The sequence below is a fragment of the Aminobacter sp. MDW-2 genome, from assembly GCF_014250155.1.
In the GTDB taxonomy this organism is placed as follows: domain Bacteria; phylum Pseudomonadota; class Alphaproteobacteria; order Rhizobiales; family Rhizobiaceae; genus Aminobacter; species Aminobacter ciceronei.
The window spans coordinates 109,095-127,202 of the sequence record NZ_CP060197.1; the positions used below are offsets into that span (position 1 = coordinate 109,095).

18 protein-coding genes are annotated in these 18,108 nt (G+C 64.9%); 4 read left to right on the forward strand and 14 right to left on the reverse strand.

Features of this window, described 5'->3' with window-relative positions; translation table 11 throughout:
• Positions 1-50: 50 nt before the first annotated feature.
• From kdpC to ubiE, 9 genes are all read right to left on the reverse strand, one after another.
• Positions 51-620, reverse strand: coding sequence for a potassium-transporting ATPase subunit KdpC (gene kdpC, locus H5P29_RS00555; protein ID WP_067954600.1), 570 nt, complete (start codon positions 618-620; stop codon positions 51-53).
• Between the two features lie 12 nt (positions 621-632).
• Positions 633-2,705 (reverse strand): potassium-transporting ATPase subunit KdpB, encoded by a 2,073-nt coding sequence (gene kdpB, locus H5P29_RS00560; protein ID WP_154384689.1) that lies wholly within the window; start codon positions 2,703-2,705, stop codon positions 633-635.
• Between the two features lie 37 nt (positions 2,706-2,742).
• Positions 2,743-4,446, reverse strand: coding sequence for a potassium-transporting ATPase subunit KdpA (gene kdpA / locus H5P29_RS00565; protein ID WP_154384688.1), 1,704 nt, complete (start codon positions 4,444-4,446; stop codon positions 2,743-2,745).
• 31 nt (positions 4,447-4,477) lie between these two features.
• Complete coding sequence (gene kdpF, locus H5P29_RS00570; RefSeq protein WP_067954606.1) at positions 4,478-4,567, reverse strand: K(+)-transporting ATPase subunit F; 90 nt, start codon at positions 4,565-4,567, stop codon at positions 4,478-4,480.
• Positions 4,568-4,936: 369 nt separating this feature from the next.
• On the reverse strand, positions 4,937-5,542 hold the full coding sequence (gstA, locus tag H5P29_RS00575) for a glutathione transferase GstA (RefSeq protein WP_154384687.1): 606 nt from the start codon (positions 5,540-5,542) through the stop codon (positions 4,937-4,939).
• A gap of 126 nt (positions 5,543-5,668) precedes the next feature.
• Positions 5,669-6,886 carry a bifunctional phosphopantothenoylcysteine decarboxylase/phosphopantothenate--cysteine ligase CoaBC gene (gene coaBC / locus H5P29_RS00580; RefSeq protein WP_154384686.1) on the reverse strand — a complete coding sequence of 406 codons (1,218 nt, stop codon included), beginning with the start codon at positions 6,884-6,886 and terminating at the stop codon, positions 5,669-5,671.
• Positions 6,887-6,895: 9 nt separating this feature from the next.
• Complete coding sequence (locus H5P29_RS00585) at positions 6,896-7,120, reverse strand: type II toxin-antitoxin system VapC family toxin (protein ID WP_154384685.1); 225 nt, start codon at positions 7,118-7,120, stop codon at positions 6,896-6,898.
• 7 nt (positions 7,121-7,127) lie between these two features.
• Positions 7,128-8,702 carry a 2-polyprenylphenol 6-hydroxylase gene (ubiB, locus tag H5P29_RS00590; protein ID WP_154384684.1) on the reverse strand — a complete coding sequence of 525 codons (1,575 nt, stop codon included), beginning with the start codon at positions 8,700-8,702 and terminating at the stop codon, positions 7,128-7,130.
• 13 nt (positions 8,703-8,715) lie between these two features.
• A complete protein-coding gene (ubiE, locus tag H5P29_RS00595; RefSeq protein ID WP_154384683.1) occupies positions 8,716-9,492 on the reverse strand; it encodes a bifunctional demethylmenaquinone methyltransferase/2-methoxy-6-polyprenyl-1,4-benzoquinol methylase UbiE in 777 nt (258 codons plus the stop codon).
• A gap of 110 nt (positions 9,493-9,602) precedes the next feature.
• On the opposite strand from ubiE, the gene H5P29_RS00600 reads away from it, so the two are divergent.
• The 3 genes from H5P29_RS00600 to H5P29_RS00610 all read left to right on the forward strand — a co-directional run bounded on the left by H5P29_RS00600 (position 9,603) and on the right by H5P29_RS00610 (position 11,949).
• Positions 9,603-10,577, forward strand: coding sequence for an adenosine deaminase (locus H5P29_RS00600; RefSeq protein ID WP_154384682.1), 975 nt, complete (start codon positions 9,603-9,605; stop codon positions 10,575-10,577).
• A 102-nt stretch (positions 10,578-10,679) separates the two neighbouring features.
• Positions 10,680-11,306 (forward strand): uracil phosphoribosyltransferase, encoded by a 627-nt coding sequence (gene upp / locus H5P29_RS00605; RefSeq protein ID WP_067954623.1) that lies wholly within the window; start codon positions 10,680-10,682, stop codon positions 11,304-11,306.
• Positions 11,307-11,406: 100 nt separating this feature from the next.
• Positions 11,407-11,949 carry a TIGR02281 family clan AA aspartic protease gene (locus tag H5P29_RS00610; RefSeq protein WP_067954630.1) on the forward strand — a complete coding sequence of 181 codons (543 nt, stop codon included), beginning with the start codon at positions 11,407-11,409 and terminating at the stop codon, positions 11,947-11,949.
• Between the two features lie 3 nt (positions 11,950-11,952).
• Here the strand turns inward: H5P29_RS00610 and H5P29_RS00615 are convergent, their stop codons facing one another.
• On the reverse strand, positions 11,953-12,909 hold the full coding sequence (locus H5P29_RS00615) for an AraC family transcriptional regulator (protein ID WP_067954635.1): 957 nt from the start codon (positions 12,907-12,909) through the stop codon (positions 11,953-11,955).
• A gap of 75 nt (positions 12,910-12,984) precedes the next feature.
• On the opposite strand from H5P29_RS00615, the gene H5P29_RS00620 reads away from it, so the two are divergent.
• Positions 12,985-14,199 (forward strand): MFS transporter, encoded by a 1,215-nt coding sequence (locus H5P29_RS00620; RefSeq protein ID WP_154384681.1) that lies wholly within the window; start codon positions 12,985-12,987, stop codon positions 14,197-14,199.
• A gap of 33 nt (positions 14,200-14,232) precedes the next feature.
• On the opposite strand, the gene deoA is transcribed toward H5P29_RS00620, so the two are convergent.
• The 4 genes from deoA to H5P29_RS00640 all read right to left on the reverse strand — a co-directional run bounded on the left by deoA (position 14,233) and on the right by H5P29_RS00640 (position 18,107).
• Positions 14,233-15,552 carry a thymidine phosphorylase gene (gene deoA / locus H5P29_RS00625; RefSeq protein ID WP_154384680.1) on the reverse strand — a complete coding sequence of 440 codons (1,320 nt, stop codon included), beginning with the start codon at positions 15,550-15,552 and terminating at the stop codon, positions 14,233-14,235.
• A gap of 63 nt (positions 15,553-15,615) precedes the next feature.
• Positions 15,616-16,422: a purine-nucleoside phosphorylase gene (locus H5P29_RS00630; protein ID WP_154384679.1), complete on the reverse strand. Its 807-nt coding sequence runs from the start codon at positions 16,420-16,422 to the stop codon at positions 15,616-15,618.
• Positions 16,419-16,808 carry a cytidine deaminase gene (gene cdd / locus H5P29_RS00635; RefSeq protein ID WP_154384678.1) on the reverse strand — a complete coding sequence of 130 codons (390 nt, stop codon included), beginning with the start codon at positions 16,806-16,808 and terminating at the stop codon, positions 16,419-16,421. The genes H5P29_RS00630 and cdd overlap by 4 nt, the downstream gene beginning before the upstream one ends.
• A 327-nt stretch (positions 16,809-17,135) precedes the next feature.
• Positions 17,136-18,107, reverse strand: a complete 972-nt coding sequence (locus tag H5P29_RS00640; protein ID WP_154384677.1) for an ABC transporter permease — start codon at positions 18,105-18,107, stop codon at positions 17,136-17,138.
• Between the last annotated feature and the right edge of the window lies 1 nt (position 18,108).

Genomic DNA, 18,108 nt, shown 5'->3' on the forward strand with positions numbered 1-18,108 from the left:
TTTTGCAGTCTGGCGTGCCGGAGTTCTGCTGGAACTCCGGCACAACCTTGTCAGGGCGCAACCGCTGCGTCGAGCGCCAAATTGAGCTTGAGGACGTTCACAACCGGTTCGCCCATGAAGCCGAGCGCTCGGGCTTCGACATGGCCGTCGACGAGCTTGCGGATGACCGCCTCATCGGCACCTCGGGCCTTGGCCACACGTGCCACCTGGAAATAGGCGGCTTCAGGCGACAGGTGCGGATCAAGACCGCTGCCAGAGGCGGTGACCAGTTCCACCGGCACTGGTGCGCCAGGATCGCTCTGCTTCAGCGCCTCCGCCTCGGCCTTGATGCGGTCGATGAGCTTGGCGCTTGTCGGGCCGAGGTTGGAGCCCGAGGAAGCGGCGGCATTGTAGCCGTCGCCGGCGGCAGAGGGGCGACCATGGAAGTACTGCTCGCCGGCGAAAGCCTGGCCGATCAGCTCGGAGCCGATGATCTTGCCGTCCTTCTCGATCAGGCTGCCATTGGCCTGTCTGGGGAACAGCACCTGGGCGATGCCGGTCATGCCAAGCGGATAGGCAAGGCCGGTGATGACGGTGAGCGCGACGATCATAACGAGCGCAGGTCTGAGTTGCTTCAACATGATGGATGTCCTTTACACGAGGCCGATGGCGTTGATTGCCATGTCGATGGCCTTGATGCCGATGAAGGGCACGATGATGCCGCCGAGGCCGTAGACGAGCAGGTTGCGGCGGAGCAGTGCGCCGGCGCCGATCGGCCGGTATTTGACGCCCTTCAGCGACAGCGGAATCAGCGCGACGATGATCAGGGCGTTGAAGATGATCGCCGACAGGATGGCGCTCTGCGGTGTCGACAAGCCCATGATGTTGAGCGCGCCGAGCTGGGGATAGAAGGCCAGGAACATCGCCGGGATGATGGCGAAGTATTTGGCGATGTCGTTGGCGATGGAAAAGGTCGTCAGCGCGCCGCGGGTCATCAGCAGCTGCTTGCCGATCTCGACGATCTCGATGAGCTTGGTCGGATCGCTGTCGAGGTCGACCATGTTGCCGGCCTCGCGGGCGGCGACCGTGCCGGTGTTCATCGCCACGCCGACGTCGGCCTGGGCGAGGGCCGGGGCGTCGTTGGTGCCGTCGCCGCACATGGCCACCAGCTTGCCCTTGGCCTGTTCCTCGCGGATCAGGCTGAGCTTGTTCTCAGGTGTCGCCTGGGCGAGGAAGTCGTCGACGCCGGCTTCGGCAGCGATGGCGGCGGCCGTCATCGGGTTGTCGCCTGTTATCATGACGGTGCGGATGCCCATCCGGCGCAGCTCGGTGAAGCGTTCCTTGATGCCACCCTTGACGATATCCTTGAGGTAGATGACGCCGAGCAGGCGGGCATCGCGGACAACCGCGAGCGGGGTGCCACCGAGCTTGCCGATTTCGTCGGAGATGGCCTGGATGCCACGCACCGCTTCGGCATCGACCCGTGCGCCCGAGGCTGAGGCGGCGCCCGACTTGACATGGTTGAGCACCGAGTCGACGGCGCCTTTGCGGATGGAAGAGCCGTCGAAATCGACGCCGCTCATCCGGCTCTGAGCAGTGAAGGGCACGAAATGGGCATGCAGCGAGCCCATGTCGCGGGCACGGATGCCATAGCGTTCCTTGGCGAGCACGACGATCGAGCGGCCTTCCGGCGTTTCGTCGGCGAGCGAGGCAAGCTGGGCCGCGTCGGCGAGCTCCTGCTCGGTTACACCCTTGACCGGACGGAACTCTGTGGCCTGGCGGTTGCCGAGGGTGATGGTGCCGGTCTTGTCGAGCAAAAGCGTGTCGACGTCGCCGGCGGCCTCGACGGCGCGGCCCGACATGGCGAGCACGTTGAAGCGCACTAGACGGTCCATGCCGGCAATGCCGATGGCCGACAGCAACGCGCCGATGGTGGTCGGGATCAGCGTCACGAACAGCGCGACAAGCACGATGACCGGAATGTAGCCGCCGGCATAGGTAGCGAAGCTCGGGATGGTGGCGACGGCGAGCACGAAGATCAGCGTCATGCCGGCAAGCAGGATGTTGAGCGCAATTTCGTTCGGCGTCTTCTGGCGCTCGGCGCCCTCGACCAGCGAGATCATGCGGTCGAGGAAGGTCGAGCCGGCGGCCGCCGTGATACGCACGCGGATCCAGTCCGACAGCACCTGGGTGCCGCCTGTCACGGCCGAACGGTCGCCACCGGATTCACGAATGACGGGCGCGGACTCGCCTGTTATCGCGGCTTCGTTGACCGAAGCGACACCTTCGATGATTTCGCCATCGGAGGGGATGATGTCGCCGGCCTCGACCAGGACGACCTGGCCGACCTTCAAGCTGGTGCCCGGCACCATCTTGTAGGCGGTGCGGCTTTCGCCCTCGAGCAGCTTGGCCTGGGTTTCGGTGCGCGCCTTGCGCAGCGAGTCTGCCTGGGCCTTGCCGCGGCCTTCGGCGACAGCCTCGGCGAAGTTGGCGAACAGCACGGTGAACCAGAGCCACAGGATGATCTGGAACGAGAAGCCGAGCCCGCCCGCACCCGTGACCAGGTCCTTGATGAACAGCACTGATGTCAGCGCCGTGACGACGGCGACGACGAACATGACAGGGTTCTTGGCCAGGCTGCGTGGGTCGAGCTTCCTGAACGCGTCGCATATGGCGGGAAGGATGATGCGAGCGTCGAGCAGGCTCGCAGATTTGTGGGCACTCATGTGAGAGACTCCAGTCGTTTGGTTTTGCGGCGCTGCATCAGAACGTCTGGCCGACGATCATGGCGAGGTGCTCGACGATCGGGCCGACGGCGAGCGCCGGGAAGAAGGTCAGGCCGCCGACAATCAGAATGACGCCGGCAAGCAGGCCGACGAACAGCGGGCTGTCGGTGGGGAAGGTGCCAGCGGAAGCGGGAACCGTCTTCTTGGTGACCAGCGAACCGGCGATGGCGAGTGCCGGTATGATGACCAGGAAGCGGCCCATCAGCATGGCGAGACCAATTGTTATGTTGTACCAGGGCGTGTTGCCGGTGAGACCGCCGAAGGCCGAGCCGTTGTTGGCCGCGCCCGAGGTGTAGGCGTAGAGGATCTCGGAGAAGCCGTGCGGACCCGGCGTGCCGACTGAAGCCACGGCACTCGGCAACAGCACGGCGATGGCCGTGAAGCCGAGCATGGCGAGCGGCAGGCACAGGATGGCAAGCACGGCCATCTTGATTTCCTTGGCCTCGATCTTCTTGCCGAGATATTCCGGCGTGCGGCCGACCATCAGGCCGGCGACGAAGATGGCAATGACGACGAACATCAGGATACCGTAGAAGCCGGCGCCGACGCCGCCGACGATGACCTCGCCGAGTTCCATGTTGATCAGCGGGATCATGCCGCCGAGGGCTGTGAACGAGCCGTGCATGGCGTTGACCGCACCGCAGGAGGCAGCCGTAGTGATGACGGCGAAGAGCGACGACAGGACGATGCCGAAGCGGGCTTCCTTGCCTTCCATGTTGCCGCCGTCGATGCCCAGCGCGTGCACCAGCGGGTTGCCGGCAGCCTCGGCCCAGTAGGTGATGGCGACGCCGGCGACAAACAGGATGCCCATGGTGGCGAAGATCGCCCAGCCCTGGCGCTGGTTGCCGACCATGCGTCCGAAAACGTTGGTGAGTGCAGCACCCAGCGCGAAGATCGAGACCATCTGGATAAAGTTGGAGATGGCGTTAGGGTTTTCGAACGGATGTGCGGAGTTGGCGTTGAAGAAGCCGCCGCCATTGGTGCCGAGCATCTTGATGGCGAGCTGCGAGGCGACTGGTCCCACAGCGATGGTCTGCTGAGCTCCCTCGACGGTGGTGGCAGCGATGTAGGAACCGACCGTCTGCGGCACGCCGAGCCAGACATAAGCGAGCGTGAGCACGATGCAGAGCGGCAAAAGCACGTAGAGCGTGGTGCGCGTCAGATCGACCCAGAAGTTGCCGATCGACTTGCCCGAGGCGCGGGCGAAACCGCGGATCAGCGCCATACCGATGGCGATGCCGGTGGCGGCCGAGACGAAGTTCTGCACCGTCAGGCCGGCCATTTGCACGAGATAGGACATCGTGCTTTCGCCGCCGTAGTTCTGCCAGTTGGTGTTGGTCATGAAGCTGACGGCAGTGTTGAAGGCGAGCTCGGGCGGCACAGCACCCATGGCTGCCGGGTTGAAGGGCAGCGCGCCCTGGAACCTCTGCATCGCATAAAGCAGCAGGAAGCCGGCGATGTTGAAAGACAGCATGGCGGCGGCATAGCCAGTCCAGTGCTGGTCCTCGCGCTCGCTGGTGCCGGCAAGCCGGTAGAGCACGCGCTCAACCGGGCCGAGCAGCGGCGACAAGAACGTGCGCTCGCCAGTAAAGACGCGGGTCATGTAGCCGCCGAGCGGCTTCACGAGCAGAATGATGACCGCGCAGAATGCGGCGATCTGTATCCAGCCATTGATGGTCATTTGAGAAGCTTTCCGTGCGAGCGCTGAGCGGTCAGAACCGTTCGGGGCGGATGAGCGCGTAGGTCAGATAGGCAAGCAGGAACACGGTCACTGCGCCGCCGAGGATGTATTCGAGCAACATTTGGCGTTCCTTCAGAGGATGTCGCAGGCTTTGACGTAGGCGAAGCACAAGGCGAAGAAGACCACGCCTATGGCGAGAACGAAGATGTCCATCTTCGAAAACTCCTGTTCCGTTGAAACCTTAAGCCGAGGGCGTAAGGACCATCCCCACGCGCCAAACGACGGCGTCAGGCATGCTGACGACGTTGGCCGGGTCTGGATTTCGCAAAGGAATATGGCTCCGAACCACATTAAGGTTCGAGAGAGCGGGGCGGACAAAGAAATAGGAATGCCATAAAGAAAACGACCCCAAGGCGTGAGCCTCGAGGCCGTCAATAATCAAGTCTGCAATTGCCGGTTCAACAGCGGCGGCAGTTGCTGGAGCCGGAGATCAGGCCAGGCCTTCGGCGCGCAGGGCCTTCTGCACGGCCGGGCGGGCAGCCACGGTGCCGAGATAGCGCTGGATGTTGGCAAAGGAAGACAGATCGATGCCGACATGCTTGGCCCAGCCGAGGATCGTCCAGAGATAGGCGTCAGCCGCAGTGAAGGCATCGCCCATCAGATAGGCGCGGCCGTCGAGCTGGCCGTCGACATAGGCCAGGCGCCTGGCGAGCAGCTCGCGGTTGATCTCCTTGGTGGCCTCGGGCGTGTTGGGCTTGAAGAAGGCGCCGAAGACCTTGTGCAGTTCGGTGGCGACGAAGGCCAGCCACTGCTGAACACGGTAGCGCGCCATGTCGCCGGCCTTGGGCATCAGGCCGCTCTCGGGCTTCTGGTCAGCGAGGTACTGCACCAGGACGGAGGATTCGGTCATCAGCTCGCCATCGCCGAGCACCAGCGCCGGCACATAGCCGTTGGGATTGGTGGCAAGGAAGTCCTGCTGGGTTTCAGTGGTCTTGGTCTTGCCGTCGACCTTGACGAGTTCGAGGTCGATGCCGGCTTCGTTGGCGACGATGTGCGGGGCCAGCGAACAGGCGCCGGGCATGTAGAAAAGCTTCATGTCTTGGAGAACTCCGGATGGTGGTCGGCCCTCACCTCGCATGCGCGTGCGGGGTGGCCAAGCATCCATCCGGTGAACACTCTGTTGCCGCCGGCGCAGACCCGTCAGCGAAAAGATCGCCGGGGCTCAGACCGTGACTGTCCTGAGCCTTTCGGCGATCAGTTGGGCGAGCCGCTCGGCGACCTCTTCCTTGGGCAAATCAGGCCATTCGTCGACGCCCGCCTTGCTCACGATCTTAACCCGGTTGCGGTCGCCACCCATGACGCCGCCTTCGTGGCTGACATCGTTGGCGACGATGAAGTCGGCGCCCTTCCTGGCCAGCTTGGCCTGGGCATTTTTGAGAACGTCCTGGGTCTCGGCAGCGAAACCTATGACCAGATAGGGACGCTTGGCGTGGTGGCCGACGCCGGCGAGAATGTCGGGGTTCTCGACCATCTGCAGCGCCGGCGGCCCCTCGCCCGCCACCTTCTTGATCTTCTCATCGGCAGAGGCGGCTGTGCGCCAGTCGGCGACGGCGGCGACAAAGATGGCGGCATCGGCCGGTAGCAGTTGTTCGACCGCATCGCGCATCTCGCGCGCGCTTTCGACATGCACCGTCTTCACACCGGCAGGATCTGGAATGGTCACCGGGCCGGAGACGAGGCGCACATCGGCGCCGAGCCGGGCGAGCGAGGCGGCGAGCGCATGACCCTGCTTGCCCGACGAGCGGTTGGCGATGTAGCGCACGGGATCGATGGGCTCGTGCGTCGGGCCTGAGGTGATGATGATCTTGCGGCCCGACAGCGGCTTCGGCCTGATGTCGAGCAGTTCCTCGACCGCTCCGACGATCTGCAAAGGCTCGGCCATGCGGCCCTCGCCTGCCTCGTTGCTTTCGGCCATCTCGCCTTTCATCGGGCCGATGAAATGGATGCCGTCCTTTTCCAGCGTGGCGCGGTTGCGGCGCGTCGCCGGATTCGACCACATGCGCGGGTTCATGGCCGGCGCAAACAGTACCTTCTTGTCGGCGGCAAGCAGCACGGCAGAGGCGAGGTCGGAGGCATGGCCGTTGGCGAGCTTGGCCATCAGGTCGGCGGTGGCCGGGGCAACGACGATCAGGTCGGCCTCGCGCGCCAGCCTGATGTGGCCGACATCCTGCTCGTCCTGGCGGTCGAAGAGATCGGTGAAGACGTGGTCGGCGGTGAGTGCGCTAACCGACAGAGGCGTGATGAACTCCTGGGCGGCAGAGGTCATGACCGCCCGGACGGATGCGCCGCGCTCGCGCAACCGACGGATCAGGTCGAGCGACTTGTAGGCCGCGATGCCGCCGCCGATGATAAGCAGGATGCGCTTGCCGGAAAGGAACATGCTTGGCCCTCAAGCCGGCTTCAGCGCCGGCACGATGTCGGTATGGATGAAATCATCGCCCTTGAAAAGCGGCGGCACGTTCCGGGTTTTGGCGAGCAGCTGAGTACAGCAGTCGCCGAAGTTGAGATTGACCGCATGGCTCGAACCCTTCCCGAAGCGGCGATGCGCGTCTGACGCAAAAGTAGCGCCGACGGGGGGCGCATTCAATGCCGGCACTGCCAGCAATGCCGGCATTGTCCGATCAGAGCAGTTGCCAGGCGATGTAGACCAGCGTCAGCGCAATGACCCACAGCGCAATGCGACCGGAGCGGGTGTGGCGCGCTTCGGCCTTGCCGATGGCGCGCGCCGTCGCCTCGTCGAAGCGCAGGCCGTTTTCGGCCATGGCGTCGATCTCGCGCGACAGCCTTTCGGCGCGGGCGGAGAGGTCGGGGGCTTGGCGGGCCAGCGACAGAAGCGCGCCAAGACCGTCACGGGCATCGATCATCAGGCCGCGCGGGCCGAGATTTCCAGCGATCCAGTTGCCGACCACGGGTTCGGCCGTCTTCCACATGTTGAAGGCCGGGTCCAACGTGCGGGCAACACCCTCGACGACGACCATGGTCTTCTGCAGCAGCACCAGTTCGGGCCGCGTCTCCATATCGAACAGCTCGGTGACCTCGAACAAAAGGGTCAAGAGCTTGGCCATCGAGATGGTTTCGGCCGGCTGGCCGTGGATCGGCTCGCCGATGGCGCGGATCGCCTGGGCGAAGGCCGCGACATTGTGGTGGCGCGGCACATAGCCGGCCTCGAAATGCACTTCGGCGACACGCATGTAGTTGCGGGTGATGAAGCCGTAGAGGATCTCGGCAAGGAAGCGCTGCTCCTTCTTGCCGAGACGGCCGGAGATGCCGAGATCGACGGCAACGATGTCGCCATTGGCGTCGACGAACATGTTGCCGGGGTGCATGTCGGCATGGAAGAAGCCGTCGCGCAGCGTATGCCGCAGGAACGACTGTACCAGCGTCGCGGCGATCGCCTGGAGATCGAAGCCTGCGGCGCGCAGCCCTTCGATGTCGTTGAGCTTGACGCCGTCGATCCACTCCATGGTGAGCACGTCGCGGCCGGTGCGCTCCCAGTCGACAGACGGCACGCGGAAGCCGGGATCATCCCTGGTGTTTTCGCCAAGTTCGGAATAGGCCGCCGCCTCAAGGCGGAAGTCCATCTCGATCTTGGTTGTCTGGGCCATCGTCTCGGTGATCTCGACCGGACGCAGGCGGCGGCTCGACGGAACGAAACGCTCCTGCAGCCGGGCTGCCAGGAAGTAGCTTTCGAGATCCTGGAAGAAGCGGCGGCGCACGCCGGGGCGGATGACCTTGACGGCGACCTTGCGCGGGCCTTCCGGCGTCGCAACTTCGGCCGGGTGGACCTGGGCGATGGACGCGGCGGCAATCGGCGCGCCGATGCTGAGATAGAGATCGGAGACCTTGCGGCCGAGAGAACCTTCGATCGCCTCGACGGCTTCCGACATCGGGAAGGTCGCCATGCTGTCCTGGAGCAACGCCAGGTCGAGCGCGATGTCGTCGCCGACGACGTCAGGGCGGGTCGCCAGGAACTGGCCGAGCTTGACGTAGGACGGACCAAGGCGGGCGACCGCCTTGGCAAGGCGATCGCTGCGCACGCTCTTGCGGGCGCGGCGCCGGGTCAGCAGGCGCGCCACCTGCCAGCCGATCTTCGGCAGGCCCTCGAGCTGGTCGCCGGGCAACGCCGCGACCACGCCTTCACGCACAAGCACCCAGCCCGCACGCGCGAGCCGGAACGACGCTCCGAGACTGCTCATCGCGCGCCGTCCGTCAAAGCTTCCAGCCCGAGTGCAGTGCTGCGATGCCGCCGGTGTAGTTGCGGAAGGTGACGCGGTCGAAGCCGGCGCGGGTGATCATTGCGGCAAAGTTCTGCTGGTTGGGAAACTTGCGGATCGATTCGACGAGATAGGCGTAGGGCTCGCCGTCGCCTGTCACGGCCTGGCCGATGCGCGGAATGGCATTGAACGACCAGGCTTCGTAGATCTTGTCGAGCAAGGGCATCTCGACCTCGGAGAATTCGAGGATCAAAAGGCGCCCGCCCGGCTTCAGCACGCGCCAGGCTTCCGACAGCGCCACATCGATGCGCGGCACGTTGCGAATGCCGAAAGCGATGGTGTAGGCGTCGAAGGTCTCGTCGGCGAAGGGCAGTTCCTCGGCGTTTGCCTCGACGAAATCCGTCTTGTCGGCAAGGCCGCGCTTTTCGGCGCGCTCGCGGCCGACGCCAAGCATCGAGCCGTTGATGTCGAGCACGGTGGCATGCGCGTTGCCATGCGAGGCGTCGACGATGCGGAAGGCGATGTCACCGGTGCCGCCGGCAACGTCGAGCACCTTCCAACCCGGACGCCTGGGCGGGTTGAGCCAGGCAACCATTGCGTCTTTCCAGATACGGTGCAGGCCGCCCGACATCAGGTCGTTCATCACGTCATAGCGGTCGGCGACCTTGTGGAAGACCTCGTTGACCAGGCCCTGCTTGTCGCCAGCTCCGACATTGCGGAAACCGTAGGAGGTTTCCATGCCGCCGACAGCCGTCGTCCGTTGTTCTGACATTTTGTTGTCCAATCAAATCCGGCGGGACCATAGCCGATCACACCAGCGGGCGCTATTGTTTGAGGCGCGGTTTTAGGCCGCGCCCGCGCCGACAACACAAGGAACAAGGAATGCCTTTGAAAGCCGAGCTGCACTGCCACATAGAAGGTGCGGCGGCACCCGAACTCGTCGTCCGCCAGGCGCAGAAATACGGCAAGGACGTCTCACCCTTCATCCAGAACGGCTCCTTCGTCTGGAACGACTTCACCTCGTTCCTTGCGGCCTACGACTTCGCCGCTGACCTTTTCCGCACCGAAGAGGACTACGCCCGGCTTTCAGAACACTACCTGACCAGCCTCGCCCGTGACGGCGCGATCTATTCGGAAGTGTTCACTTCGCCCGACCATGCCATCAAAGCCGGGCTGTCGCCCAAGGCCTATACCGACGCGCTCGGCGAAGGCATGCTGCGGGCCAAGGCCAAGACCGGCATCGAGGGCCGGATGATCGTCACCGGCGTGCGCCATGTTGGTGTCGAATCGATCGAGGCGGCGGCACGCTTTGCCGCCAGGTGCAACCATCCACTGGTGACCGGCTTCGGCGTCGCCGGCGACGAGCGTATGGGCGAGTTCGAGGATTATGTGCGCGCCTTCGAGATCGCCCGCGAGGCCGGCCTCGGCATCACCATCCATGCCGGCGAACTGCTGGGCTGGGAGAGCGTGGCGCAGGCGCTCGACCACATCAAGCCATCGCGCATCGGCCATGGCGTACGCGCCATCGAAAACCCCGATCTGGTCAAACGCATCGCCGACGAAGGCATCGTGCTGGAAGTCTGCCCGGGGTCGAACATCGCGCTCAAGGTGTTCGACAGCTTTGCCGACCACCCCTTCCCCAAGTTCCGGGCGGCTGGTTGCAAGGTGACGCTGAGCTCCGACTGTCCGCCCTATTTCTGGACCAGCCTGAAGCGCGAATATGACATTGCCACTGAGCATTTCGGCATGGACGACAAGGCGCTGATGGCGACGACCCGCACGGCGATCGAGGCCGCTTTCGTCGACAGGAAGACCAAAGCAGCACTTCTTGCCCGTCTCGACGGCCATAAACGCTGAATTTGGCCGACAAAACTGTGGTTCAAGGCTGGCGCGACATTGGTCGGCGGCGCGCCAGCCGATAGAATGGCCTGAATTACCCGAGTTTCAGGAGCGTAAGCCATGACCGTGACCGTCGTCGACCATCCGCTTGTGCAGCACAAGCTGACCATCATGCGCGACAAGGAAACCTCGACGGCCGGCTTTCGGCGGCTGCTGCGCGAGATCTCCCTGCTGCTCGGCTACGAGGTGACGCGCGACCTCGAACTGACCACCAAGATGATCGAAACGCCGATCGAGACGATGGAGGCGCCGACGCTCGAAGGCAAGAAGCTGGTGTTCGCCTCGGTGCTGCGCGCCGGCAATGGCCTGCTCGAAGGCCTGCTCGACCTGGTGCCGGCAGCCCGCGTCGCCCATGTCGGGCTTTATCGCGACCACGAGACGCTGGAGGCGGTGGAGTATTTCTTCAAGGCGCCAAGCGACCTCGGCGACCGCCTGGTGATCGTCGTCGACCCGATGCTGGCCACCGCCAATTCAGCGATCGCGGCGATCGACAAGCTGAAGGGCCGCGGCGCCACCAACCTGCGCTTCCTGTGCCTGCTGGCCTCGCCCGAAGGCATCGAGCGCTTCACCAAGGCGCACCCGGATGTTCCGGTGTTCACCGCCTCGATCGACCGCGAGCTCAACGAGCGGGGCTACATCATCCCCGGCCTCGGCGACGCCGGCGACCGTATGTACGGCACCAAATAGGCCTTAACCCACGGTTTACCGCCTTTGACATCGGGATGGCTGCGTTAAAGCCACGATCACCTTGTCCGGACTATCGTGACGCCTCAAATCAGGGCGTCACATGCTGCGTAAGCTCATCATATTCGGTGTCTGTGCCGGCGCATCCGCGTCGGTGCCCATGCTGTGGGACAAGGACGGTGAGAAGTTCAAGGCTTTGACCGAGATGGCGACGGGCACCATTACGCCGGCGCCCAAGCCCGTCGAAGCCAGTGCTGCGACTGCCTCCACCGCCGGACGCAGCGTCAAGATCGACGCCGACATGCGCGGCCATTTCACGGCAAGCTTCAAGATCAACGGTCGCTCGGTCGACGCAATGGTCGACACCGGGGCGACGCTGGTGGCGATCAACGTTTCGACCGCGCGCAAGGCCGGGGTGAAAGTCGCGCCGGGGGATTTCACCCAGCAGGTCAACACGGCAAATGGTGCTGCGCGCGCAGCGCTTTCGCGCATCGACAGGCTGCAGATCGGCCGGATCAGCGTCGATGAGGTGCCGGTGGTGGTGCTCGAGGACAAGGCCCTCGACGGCACGCTGATCGGAATGAGCTTCCTGTCGCGACTCAAGAAGTACCAGGTCGAAAATGGCGCGCTGCTTCTGGTGCAGTGAGCCTCAGGCCGCGGTTTGCTGATCCGCAGTCCTGAAGTGGCCGGGCGGATGGCCGATAACGCGCTTGAAGGCGCGGCTGAAGGCAGCTTCCGAATCGTAGCCCAGCCGTGACGCCACGACCGAGATGCGCAGGCGGTCGCGGACCAGCCACTGCCGCGCCTGGTGCATCCTGACCTGAGTGACGTAGCGCGCCGGCGTTTCGCCGACGATCGCCGCGAAGCGGTCGGCGAAGCCGGAGCGCGATGCGCCCATCATCCGAGCCAGCGCCTCGACCGTCCAGTTGTGGCTCGGTTCGAGATGGATCGCGGCCAGCACCTTGCCGATCTTGGGATCCCTGACCGCGGCGATCCAGCCGCTGGAATCGCCGCAGCCGCGCTCGACCCATGAACGAATGATGATGGCGGCGAGCACGTCGGCGAGCCGGGCGACGATGCCGGCGGAACCGACGCGCTCGAGCTTGACCTCGCGGGCCATGGTTTCGAGCATGTGAGTGATACCGGGGTCATGCGCCTCGAGTTCGGTCGTGCGCATGACGTCAGGCATCATGCCGAGCAGCGGGTGCAGGCCGTCGAGGTTGAAATACATGCTGCCGCAGAACAGCAGCGTGCCCGGCCGGCAGCCCTCGGTCGAAAGACAGAAGACCTTCTCGCAGATCTGCTTGATCTCGTAGCCATTGATCGGCGACGATTTTGCGCCTGGCTCGCTGGCGATCACATGGGCCACGCCGCGCGGCAGGAGCACGGCGTCGCCGCAGCGAAGCTCGACCCATTCGCCCGAGGGCTGGCGCAGCCAGCACGCCTTCTGTCCGACGAAGTAGAAGCGTGCCGTTGCCTGGGCCGGGAATTCGATGTTCCACGGCTCCTTCAGTTCCCAGCGGCCATATTCGACGCCTTCGAGGCGCAAACCCCTGAGGATATCGGTCAGCGGGTCGGCGGCAAGTTTGGACGAACGATCATTCATACTGGCGTTTCTAGCATGGAAACGCCAAATCGTCACCCCCATGTTGCACCGCACTGCAATCGGAGAGCCTCCCAAATGAACGATATCGCAACCGCAACGCTGGACGGCATTCCGATCCAGAAAGCGAAGGCCGAGGAGCGCGCGGAACCCCTGTGGGGCGCCGTTCTGTCGTTGTCGCTCGGCGTGTTCGGCCTTGTGACGGCGGAATTCCTGCCGGCCAGCCTGCTGACGCCGCTGGCGCAGGATCTCGGCATCACCGAAGGCACCGCCGGACAAGCGGTGACGGCGACTGCCGTCGTCGCCGCGATCGCCGCGCCGACAATGGCGATCGCGACAAGGAAGATCGACCGACGGCATGTGATGATCGGATTGTCGCTGTTGCTGGTCATGTCGAGCCTGCTCGCGGCAACCGCCTGGTCACTGCCGTCGCTTTTGTTCGCGCGTGTGCTCCTGGGCGTGGCACTCGGCGGCTTCTGGTCGATGTCGGCGGCCATCGCGATGCGGCTGGTGCCCAGCGAGGTGCTGCCGCGCGCCATGTCGATCATCCTGACCGGCGTTTCGGTGGCGACCGTCTGCGCCGCCCCCGTGGGCGCCTATGTCGGCGACGTCTGGGGTTGGCGCAGCGCCTTCATCATCGCTGCCGGCGTCGGTCTGGTCACGCTGATCGTGCAGTTCGCCACGCTGCCCAAGCTTCCGCCCATCAGCATCGCCAGCTTCGGTGCCCTGCGTGACGTCTCCCGCAACCCGATGATCCGCGTGGGGCTGCTGCTGGTCATCCTGACCGCGTCCGGCCATTTCGCCGGCTTCACCTATTTCCGAGCCTTCCTCGAGCAGGTGCCGGCACTCGGCATCGAGACCATATCGCTGGTGCTGCTGGCCTTCGGCATTGGCGGCTTCTTCGGCAATCTCGCCGGCGGTTTCATGGCCGAACGCAGCCTGCGGTCGGCGGTGACGTTGGCTCCGTTGCTCATCGCCATCTCGGCGCTGGCGCTGCTGTTGGCGGGTTCGTCGGCCGGGATCGCGGGCGTCGCCATCGCCGCGTGGGGCTTTGCCTTCGGCGCGGTGCCGGTGGGCGTGCAGACCTGGATGGTACGCGCAGCGCCCGACCAGGCTGAAAGTGCCGGCGGCCTGATGGTCGCGACCTTCCAGGTGGCGATCGCGCTGGGTGCGGTGTTCGGCGGCGTGCTGGTCGACACTGCAGGCGTCAACAGTGCCTTCATCTACAGCGGTGCCGCGACCCTGCTGGCTGCAATCGCCGTTGCCTGCTTCGGCAGGAAGCACGCAAGCTGACCTCAAGGGATGTGACTTGCGCCGCGTGGTTTTCTAGCTGCGCGGCGCAATGCGTCTGGCGACCACCTTCGCCGCCACTGGCCTGGCTTCATCCAGCGTGTAGCAGGCAAACACCGAAGCGGCAGCCGTCTCCGCTGCAAGCGGGCTGCGGGCATGGATGCGGGCGAGCGCCTCACCGGCCCTCACTTCGGCACCGACAGGAAGCAGCCCGGTAATGCCGACGGCATGGTCGACCTTGTCCTCGGGCCGGGTGCGGCCGCCGCCCAGGGCGACGACCGCAAGGCCGATGTCACGGGTTGCGATTGCCGAGACGAAGCCGCCGCGCGGGGCTTTCACCACCAGTTCCACATCTGCCTTGGGCAGATATTTGGCCGCGTTCGTCACGAAATCCACGGGGCCGCCGAGCACAAAAACCATGCGACCGAAGATGTCGGCGGCGGTGCCGTCTTCGAGCGCCGTGCGTGCCCGCTGAAGCCCCTCGCGCTGCGAGCTCGCCCGGCCGGCTGACAGCAGCATGTCGGCGGCGAGCGCCAGCGTGACCTCTTCGAGGCGCGGGTCGCGGAAGCGGCCGGTGAGGAAATCGACGGCGTTCCGGACCTCGACCGCGTTGCCGGCGGCGGAGGCCAGCGGCTCGTTCATGCCGGTGATTAGGGCTGTGGTCCTGAGGCCCGCGCCATTGGCGACCTCGACGAGGCTGGTGGCCAGTGCCGAGGCGTCGCGCGCGCTTTCCATGAAGGCGCCGTTACCGATCTTGACGTCGAGCACCAGCGAGCCGAGGCCGGCAGCAAGCTTCTTGGACAGGATCGAAGCGGTGATGAGCGGCACCGATTCGACCGTCGCGGTGACGTCGCGAATGCTGTAGAAACGCTTGTCGGCAGGCGCGAGGTCTGATGTCTGGCCGATGATGGCGCAGCCGGCTTCGCGCACCGTGCGCCGGAACAGCGCAAGGTCGGGCTGGCTGGCGTAGCCCGGGATCGAATCCATCTTGTCGAGCGTGCCGCCGGTGTGGCCGAGGCCGCGGCCCGAAATCATCGGCACATAGGCGCCGCAGGCGGCAACGATGGGCGCCAGCATGAGCGAGACATTGTCGCCGACACCGCCGGTGGAGTGCTTGTCGGTGGCGGGACCCGGCAGGTCGGACCAGTCGAGCACATCGCCGGAATCACGCATGGCCGTGGTCAGCGCCACCGCCTCGTCGCGACTCATGCCGTTGAAGAAGACGGCCATGCCGAAAGCCGCAATCTGGCCTTCCGAGACGGCGCCAGAGGTGATGCCGCCAACGAAGGCGGCGATTTCGGCCGGGGCGAGAGCCTTGCCGTCGCGCTTGCGGCGGATGATTTCCTGCGGGAGCATCAGATGGCGCTCGCGGCCGGCGAAGCTTGGCGCTCGGCGTTCTCCGCGGTCTCCGCCCTGCCCTCAGCCATCGATCGGGCCCTTCTCGAACATCTTGCGCAGGACGGTGGCGAGGCGGCCGCCGCCGATGGGGGCCATGTCCTTGGTTTCGCGATGCGACAGCTCGGCCCCGGTCATGCCGGCGGCGAGGTTGGTGATGACCGAGCAGGCGAGCACCTTGAGGCCGAGGAAGCGGGCGATGATCGCTTCGGGCACCGTCGACATGCCCACCGCATTGGCGCCGAACATGCGGGCCATGCGGATCTCGGCCGGCGTCTCGAAGGACGGGCCGGAGAACCACATGTAGACGCCCTTGTGCAGGTCGATGCTTGCTGCCGCGGCGGCGGTCTCGAACGCCTTGCGCAGACCGGCATCATAGGCCTCGGTCATGCCGACGAAGCGGCGGTCGGTCGGCTCGCCGAACAGCGGATTGGCGCCGGCAAAATTGATGTGGTCCTCGATCAGCATGATCGAGCCGGGCAGCATGCCGGGATCGACGGAGCCGGCGGCATTGGTCAGCACGAGCTGGGTGACACCGATGCCGGCGAGCGTCTCGAGCGCCGGACGCATGACCGAGGCATCGCCATGCTCGTAATAATGCGCGCGGCCGGCCATCATGATGACCGGCTGGCCACCGAACAGGCCGGCAACGAGCTCTCCGGCATGGCCGGTCACGCCGCTCCTGGGGAAACCGGGCAAGGCGGCGTAAGGGATGCGGACGGCGTCTTCGACCTCGTCGACGAGGCCGCCAAGGCCGGAACCCAGCACCATGGCGGTCGCCGGCGCAAGACCGTCGAGCTGCTCGACGAGACGATCGACGGCTTCCTTCATTTCAGGATCTCCCCCTGGAACCCGTAGGGCAGCATCTGGCCCATGGTGACAGTTTCGACGATGCCGGCATCGTCGCAGAGATAGAGTTTGGTGTCCGGACTGGTGAATTCGGCCAGGCGCTGGCGGCAGCCGCCGCAGGGTGTGATGCGGGCCATGCGCTCGGCAACGACGGCGATCTCGGTGATCTTGCCGCCGCCGCCCATGATGTAGTGGCCAAGAGCCGTGGTCTCGGCGCACCAGCCCTCGGGATAGGACGCAACCTCGATGTTGGCGCCGGCGAAGATGCGTCCATCCTCGGTGCGCAGTGCCGCACCGACAGGGAATTTCGAGTAGGGCGCGTAGGCCTTGGCCATGGCGGCAATCGCCGCCTGAAAGAGATCATGCATTGTCTGTGCTCCAGAGGTGGATCTTCCGGGGACTTGCTGGGTCTATCCGAAGCAGGACCGTGTCTCCCACCTTCGGCGTGGAGCGAAGATCGCTGGTAACTTGGCTCGTATATCGAGTCTCCCGAAAATCATATTCGACAGTGAGCCGATGGCTCACCATTTCTCCACCCCCAACATATGCTCTGTCGACTATCGCAGCTGGAACAAGTGGCCAATCCTGCGAGACATCGAATTCCGACCGGTTTCGTCGGGCGAACATGATTAGGGCCAAAACGCAAAGTCCAACCAGCCCATAATGAAAATAGGCGGTCAAGTCAGACACAGGCTTCAGCGCTCCTTCACATAAGGAACGCCGCCGGCGCGAGGCGGGATGGCCTTGCCGATGAAGCCGGCAAGCAGGATGACGGTAAGGATGTAGGGCAGTGCCTGCATCAGCTGAACCGGCACCTTGCCGATGATCGGCAGGGGAGACCCCTGCAGGCGGATCGACAGCGCGTCGAGGAAACCGAACAACAGGCAGGCGAACATGGCCGGCACCGGTTTCCATTTGGCGAAGATCAGCGCAGCGAGCGCGATGTAGCCGCGGCCGGCCGTCATGTCCTTGACGAAGCCGGCGTTCTGGGCGAGCGCCATGTAGGAGCCGGCAAGGCCTGTCAGGATGCCGGTGCAGATGACGGCACGATAGCGCAGCCAGGCAACCGAGATGCCGGCGGTGTCGACGGCCGCCGGGTTCTCGCCGACGGCGCGCAGGCGCAGGCCGAAGCGGGTGCGGAACAGCACCCACCAGGTGAACGGCACGGCGAGGAAAGCGACATAGGTCAGCAGCGAATGGCCCGATAGCAGGCCGGAATAGAGCTGGCCGACGACAGGCACGTCGCGCAGCGCATCGGCGAAAGGCAGGTTGACTGCGCCGAAGCGGCCTTCCGGCGGCAGCGAGGGCGTGCGCCCGCCCTGCTGGAACCAGGCCTGACCGAGGATGATCGTCGAACCGGCAGCGATGAAGTTGATCGCGACGCCAGAGACGATCTGGTTGCCGCGATGGGTGATCGAGGCAAAGCCATGGACCAGCGCCATGCCGACCGACACCAGGACGGCGACAAGCAGGCCGATCCACGCCGAGGCGAAGACGGCTGCGGCGGCCGCGCCGGCGAAGGCGCCGGCCAGCATCTTGCCTTCAAGGCCGATGTCGAAAACGCCGGCGCGTTCCGAATAGAGGCCGGCCAGGCAGGCGAGCAGCAGCGGCACCGAAACACGGATTGTCGAGTTCAGGATGTTGACGAGCGCGTCGATGAATTCCATG